Origin of the sequence: Nocardiopsis lucentensis DSM 44048, from assembly GCF_000341125.1 — a bacterium.
Classification (GTDB): Bacteria; Actinomycetota; Actinomycetes; order Streptosporangiales; family Streptosporangiaceae; genus Nocardiopsis; species Nocardiopsis lucentensis.
Genome location: NZ_ANBC01000628.1, coordinates 1 through 5,657, shown reverse-complemented (window position 1 = coordinate 5,657; position 5,657 = coordinate 1). Strand labels below are relative to the sequence as shown.

Annotated in this window: 9 protein-coding genes and 1 tRNA gene; 6 read left to right on the top strand and 4 right to left on the bottom strand. The window is 67.7% G+C overall.

What is annotated here, in order from left to right:
• Window positions 1–160 precede the first annotated feature (160 nt).
• The 4 genes from D471_RS0122555 to D471_RS0122540 all read right to left on the bottom strand — a co-directional run bounded on the left by D471_RS0122555 (window position 161) and on the right by D471_RS0122540 (window position 1,774).
• Window positions 161–248: transfer RNA gene (locus D471_RS0122555), tRNA-Ser, on the bottom strand.
• Window positions 249–258: 10 nt separating this feature from the next.
• The gene (locus D471_RS0122550; RefSeq protein ID WP_017600722.1) at window positions 259–741 is read right to left on the bottom strand and encodes a nucleoside deaminase; all 483 of its coding nucleotides are present in this window, start codon (window positions 739–741) and stop codon (window positions 259–261) included.
• Between the two features lie 4 nt (window positions 742–745).
• Window positions 746–1,231: a tRNA adenosine deaminase-associated protein gene (locus D471_RS0122545; protein WP_017600721.1), complete on the bottom strand. Its 486-nt coding sequence runs from the start codon at window positions 1,229–1,231 to the stop codon at window positions 746–748.
• A gap of 42 nt (window positions 1,232–1,273) precedes the next feature.
• Window positions 1,274–1,774, bottom strand: coding sequence for a tRNA adenosine deaminase-associated protein (locus tag D471_RS0122540; RefSeq protein ID WP_040690681.1), 501 nt, complete (start codon window positions 1,772–1,774; stop codon window positions 1,274–1,276).
• Window positions 1,775–2,088: 314 nt separating this feature from the next.
• Between D471_RS0122540 and upp the strand changes: the two genes are divergently transcribed.
• The 6 genes from upp to D471_RS39150 all read left to right on the top strand — a co-directional run.
• Window positions 2,089–2,742: a uracil phosphoribosyltransferase gene (gene upp / locus D471_RS0122535; RefSeq protein ID WP_017600719.1), complete on the top strand. Its 654-nt coding sequence runs from the start codon at window positions 2,089–2,091 to the stop codon at window positions 2,740–2,742.
• Between the two features lie 418 nt (window positions 2,743–3,160).
• Window positions 3,161–3,403, top strand: coding sequence for a hypothetical protein (locus D471_RS0122530; protein WP_017600718.1), 243 nt, complete (start codon window positions 3,161–3,163; stop codon window positions 3,401–3,403).
• Between the two features lie 217 nt (window positions 3,404–3,620).
• Window positions 3,621–3,785 carry a hypothetical protein gene (locus D471_RS40945; protein WP_017600717.1) on the top strand — a complete coding sequence of 55 codons (165 nt, stop codon included), beginning with the start codon at window positions 3,621–3,623 and terminating at the stop codon, window positions 3,783–3,785.
• A 22-nt stretch (window positions 3,786–3,807) separates the two neighbouring features.
• The gene (locus D471_RS0122520) at window positions 3,808–4,317 is read left to right on the top strand and encodes a PH domain-containing protein (protein ID WP_026127980.1); all 510 of its coding nucleotides are present in this window, start codon (window positions 3,808–3,810) and stop codon (window positions 4,315–4,317) included.
• Window positions 4,318–4,689: 372 nt separating this feature from the next.
• Window positions 4,690–4,914, top strand: coding sequence for a hypothetical protein (locus D471_RS0122515; protein WP_017600715.1), 225 nt, complete (start codon window positions 4,690–4,692; stop codon window positions 4,912–4,914).
• 553 nt (window positions 4,915–5,467) lie between these two features.
• Window positions 5,468–5,657: ATP-binding cassette domain-containing protein (locus tag D471_RS39150; protein WP_040690678.1), on the top strand; the 190-nt coding region annotated here is incomplete at its 3' end.

Genomic DNA, 5,657 nt, shown 5'->3' with positions numbered 1-5,657 from the left:
CCCTGACGGCCTACGACCACTGACCCCTTGGAATTACTCATCTAGGGCTGCGTCGTCGCGGACCGTGTGCGCTGAATGTGCACAGGCTCGGTCTAGCCAGGCCCTTCGTGCTTTCGCCGGCACGAAAAAAGCCGCCCCCGGCGCTGCCGGGGACGGCTGGTGGCGGTGGAGGAGGGATTTGAACCCTCGAAGGGTTGCCCCTTACCCGCTTTCGAGGCGGGCGCCATCGGCCACTAGGCGACTCCACCGAGAGGAACTCTACCGGATACGGCGGCGTGCGAAAAACAGGGAGAGCAGATCGGAGCACCGCTCGGCGACGTCCTCGCTGACCAGGTCCGGTGGAAGGACTTCCGGACGGTGGTTGAGCCGGGGGTCGCGAACCACGTCCCACATCGACCCGACCGCCCCCGCCTTCGCGTCCCGCGCCCCGTAGACCAGCCCGTCCACACGTGACAGCACCAGCGCCCCCGCGCACATCGTGCACGGTTCCAGCGTGACGACCAGTGTGCATCCGCTCAGCCGCCACTCACCGCGCGCACGCGCGGCAGCCCGGAGCGCCAGCACCTCGGCGTGCGCTGTGGGGTCCCCGGTCGCCTCACGCTCGTTGCGACCCACGCTCAGGACGGAACCGTCGGCGTCCAGCACCACGGCGCCCACGGGAACGTCGCCTGTCTCCAGGGCCCGTTCGCCCTCCGCGATCGCCAGCCGCAGCGCGGTGTCCGCGGCGTCCCGACCGATCACCCGGTCACAACCGCATACCGTCGAGGAGGTCGCCGAACCCGGCGCGCTCGGCGACGACCGCCAGCACGTCGCTCGGCAGGACTCCCCCTCCGGTCGACAGTGAGCGGAGTTCGTCCTCGGTCAGCCCGAGATCGGTGAGCAGGTCACCGTCCCCGGTCGGCACCGGGTTGGGCCGCGCCCCCGCGCTCTCCGGGGGCTGGGGCCCGACGAGACCGCCCGCCTCGGCCAGCACCATCGCCAGCGGGTGGTCGTGCACCACCCGGGCGTCGGACAGGTAGACGCGGGGGTCGCCGCTCTCTTCGGCCCGCACGATGGCGAACCACTCGTCGTCGGCCTCCAAGAGCAGGAGGGAGAGATCGCTCCCCCGCTCAACGGCGAAGTCGATCATCAGGTCGGTGACGTCATCGATCACGTCCACGTCCCCGAGGTCCACCTCGGTTCCCCGCCACGCCTTCCCGTTGGGAGCGAAGACAGCTGCGAAGGTCGACACCTCGTGCTCTCCTGTTCTCCGTGGTGGTTCTCCAGGTCTGCCCTACCCCATACCGTCCAGGACACGCTGGAAGGACTGCGCGAATCCCAGGCGTTCGGACACGCTGGCGAGCACCTCGTCCGGATAGAGGTCGAGATCTCCGGCGAGGGCGCCCAGTTCCATCTCGTCCAGGCCCAGATCGGAGACGATCGACAGGTCGCCGGCTGGCAGCACCTGGTCGAGATCGTCGTCGTCGGGCAGGTCGATGTCCAGGTAGTCGAGCACGTCGCGCGCCACCTGCCAGTCGACCGAGGCGGTCACGTCCGAGAGGAACAGTGAGACCTCCTCACCGTAGACCCGGACGATGATGAAGAAGTCGTCCCCGACCGCCACGAGCCCGAGGGAGCCGCTGATGCTCGGCTGCTGACGGAGCGCGTGGATGAGACCCTTGAGGTCGTGTGTGAGGGCTACCGGGAGCAGGTCGACGTCCCAGCAGTCCTCTTCTCTGTACGCGACGGCCGCGAAGTCACCCGAGTCGTCGTCGCCATGATCGAGCACTGTCATCGTCACCCCAACCCGGCCGGTGTATCGGTGCGGGCGAAGGAACGCCTGATCGCCCATGCGAGTGCCATGGTAACGATCACTCCGGTTCCAGGGTCGCCCTTGTCACCCGTCAATGCGCCCCACGTTCTCATGAGAACCGGCTTCCCGGTCACCCGCCGGCGCCCTTCGTGCGCCCCGGACCGCCTTCCTGGGACGTCCGGTGGCGGCGGGGGCGGCGATCGGGCCCCGCCCGGGGTGGTACACGCGGTTAGACTCGGGCTGGCCGAAACCTCCCCAGCCACCGTCCCGTTATCCCAGCTCAACCGGAGAACGCTTTGGAAACCCTGGTCGTCGACCACCCCCTGGTCGCGCACAAACTGACCACCCTGCGCGACGTGCGGACCGACTCCCCGACCTTCCGACGCCTGACCGACGAGTTGGTGACCCTGCTCGCCTACGAGGCGACGCGGGACGTGCGGGTGACCGACGTCACCATCAAGACCCCGCTCGTGGAGACCACCGGGACGCAGCTGTCGCGCCCCACTCCGCTCGTGGTGCCCATCCTCCGGGCCGGCCTGGGCATGCTCGACGGCATGACCCGCCTGCTGCCGACGGCCGAGGTGGGCTTCCTGGGCATGGCCCGCGACGAGGAGACCCTGCAGCCCGCCACGTACGCCGCCCGGCTGCCGCAGGACCTGTCCGGACGCCAGTGCTACGTGCTCGACCCGATGCTGGCCACGGGAGGCACGCTGGCGGCGGCGCTCAAGCTGCTGGTGGAGCGCGGCGCCGACCACATCACCGCGATCTGCCTGCTCTCCGCGCCTGAGGGCCTCAGGGCCGTGGAGCGCAAGCTGTCCGAAACCCTCGACCCCGGCCACGGCGCGACCCTACGCGTGGTGACGGCGGCGGTGGACGAGCGCCTCGACGAGAACGGGTTCATCCTCCCTGGCCTGGGCGATGCCGGAGACCGACTGTACGGCTGCGCCTGACCCTGGAGCCTACGAACCACAGCCGCCTCACGAGGCGTCAGCACCCAGCCGGACCATCGGTTGGGTGCTTTTTGGTTCTTTTCGGTACGGAGTGAATGAACAGCCGAAAATCGGGCAGAGACCCCTATGGCGCCATGTCGCCCCTGATCGCGACCAGGCGCCCCGCACACCGACGACACGGCTTTGCATTAGCCGAATTCGTTTTGAGATGGGAACGTAACAGACGAGAGTGATCATGGTTCCTGGCTACCCGTAACCTGCACAACCTGCTGCCCGAAACCGCCGACAGGGCACGGTCCGCCCCACAGCCCGTGCCGCCCGTTTCCGACGGACGGTTCACGCATCCCCACGGCGGCTACCCAAAGCCCCGGACCGACCACGCTTTGCCATCCACCCCCCACGGCCCTCAAGGAGTGAGATGACCGAGACCTCCGCCTCCACGACCACCCAGCTCACCCCGGACCCGCACTACGGCCCCGTCGTCAACCGGCTGGTGTCGGAGTTCTCGGGGGTGCACCACACCGCGACCATCACCCGGTGTGTGGACGCCGCCAGACACGGCGCCCAGGACGTGACCGGCTCGGCCACACCCGACCTCGTGGAACGGATCGCCCGGCAGCACCTCCAGGTCCTGGCCCTGGCCTTCGCCGAACAGCGCTAGCGGGTCGACGCCTCGGCCCGTTCCACGGCGGCGCCTGCTTTCCGGACCGTCAACCTCGGGGTTACCAACACCACCGAAACCGGACAGAGCCCGCAAGTTGTCGAACGGCCGACATACCGCCACGCCGAGGGTGCGCTTCAGGCTTTACGGGCATGATTGTCGATGGAACAATCACTGCTGGGTCGGTGGGTCAGGTAGATTCCAAAGGGAGTCAGTCGTGGCGAGGTTGAAGAAATGGGGCGGTTACGCGCTCATCGGTTTCGTGGCGTTTTATCTGCTCACGCAACCGGAAAGCGCCGCTGGAGTGATCCAGAGCGCCTTGGGCGGCCTGATGGGCGGCGCGGAGTCCATGTCCCGCTTCGTCAACGCACTGCTGCCGTAGTGGGAGAGTTGGGTCGGGTTCCATGCGGCTCGTAGCGTCGAGCAACAGCGCTCCTGCGTCGGTCAACCGCTACCTCCTGCCCCATGAGCAGGACGTTGTGACCATCAGGCGCCATCCCGCGGTCCTCATCGGCCCGGTCGGAGCCGTCCTCGGCGCGCTGATCGCCGCGGGGATCCTCAGCAACACATCGGTCGCCGCCAACAGCGCGGCGCTGGCGATCATCTGGTGGCTGTGGCTGCTGGTCCTGGTGTGGTTCGTCTGGCGCGTCGCCGAGTGGTCGGTCGACTACTTCGTCATCACGTCGGCCCGTCTGCTGCTGACGACGGGGCTGATCACGCGGCAGGTCAACATGATGCCGCTGGGCAAGGTCACCGACATGAGGTTCGAGCGGACCCTGCTGGGACGCTTCCTCGGCTATGGCACCTTCGTGATGGAGTCCGCGGGTCAGGACCAGGCGTTGAGCAAGATCAACTTCATTCCCTACCCGGAGCAGCTCTACCTGGAGGTCGTGGGGCTGATCTTCAAGGAGTAGCCCGGGCACACCAGCGGAAGACGTGTGGCACCCACCGACGCGGTGGGTGCCCTTCGTGTTTCCCGGGCACCGTGTCCTCCCCCACGCCGCGCCTGGCCTCTGCACAGCCACCGGTTCGGCTTTTGTTAACCTTCCGTTCACCTTGCCTCGGCGTCACAGTCCCCTATCTCACACTCACGATTCCGCGACGCCGGAACGCGCCCACAGAAACCGCTCCTGAACTGCGGTGATACTCCGCCGTCGACTCGGGGCGACCATCCGGCCCGCATCAGCCACACCCTCCCCCAGGAGCCTCCGCGAGGGATACGAATTGACTCGTAAGTGAACATAGGGTTAACTCGTACCATCTGATACGGAAACGAGGAGGGTCTCATGGCACGCAGGACAGAACGTGCGCCGCACCCCGCTCGCTCCACGACCAGCCGCCGGCGCACGCGCACCGCGCCCGGGACCCGCCAGCGCCTGACGAACAGGACCGCCTGCGTCCCCCAGCCGCGCGAGGACGCCGACACCACGACGTCACGACACCCGATCATGCACTGGGTGCTGGTCACCGACGAGAACGGCCGGACCCGCCCCGAGGCGCGCTGGCTCTGAGGAGAGCCACCCCCGGGCACCACGGCGGACACGACCGCCGACCGGACCACGACAGGCACGCGAAGGGCCGCCCATGGGCGGCCCTTCGCCGCGTTCGGGGCCCGATCCGCCCCTCCCGCCCCACCAGAACAGCCCCCTCCGCGGACCCCCCAACCCCTTTGTCGACAAATCGGCTTAGCCGTTAATAGAGATTGGGATGACCTCAATTAGGCCTCAGCAGCCTCCCGGAGAGTGATGCCGGTCTCACTCGCCTCGGATTGACGAGGTGACGAGACGAGACGTATCGTCTTTCCCCATGAGGCTGATCTAGTTCCCGCCATCCCGCGTCAGACGTCCGCGTTCCGAGCACACACGCCCGCTACCCAGCGGTGCGGCTCCGTTGGCGTCGTCGAACCGCGGTCGATCAGGGAAGCCTCGACGATCTCGTCTTCTCGGGCACCACACACCTCCAGCGGTCGTGTGTTCCTGTCCGAAACCTCGTCACACGGGCACCTCACCGATCCGCGGCCCTGTCAGTACCCGGCCCACACCACGGACCAGCAGGAGGCCCGCCTTGTTCACCGCACCGCACCCGTCAACGTCCCAGCTCCACCTCACCGAGATCACCAAGCGCTACGGAGACCACATGGTCCTCGATCGCGCGAACCTCACCATCAGCCCCGGTGAGCGCGCCGGCATCATCGGCGACAACGGATCGGGCAAGAGCACGCTCCTCCGCCTGCTCGCCGGCGTGGAGGAACCGT

Excerpts from the sequence above, each read along its gene's own strand:
- D471_RS0122540 (WP_040690681.1), bottom strand. The coding sequence starts at position 1,774 with ATGACAGTGCTCGATCATGGCGACGACGACTCGGGTGACTTCGCGGCC.
- D471_RS0122530 (WP_017600718.1), top strand. The coding sequence starts at position 3,161 with ATGACCGAGACCTCCGCCTCCACGACCACCCAGCTCACCCCGGACCCG.
- D471_RS0122520 (WP_026127980.1), top strand. The coding sequence starts at position 3,808 with ATGCGGCTCGTAGCGTCGAGCAACAGCGCTCCTGCGTCGGTCAACCGC.
- D471_RS0122515 (WP_017600715.1), top strand. The coding sequence starts at position 4,690 with ATGGCACGCAGGACAGAACGTGCGCCGCACCCCGCTCGCTCCACGACC.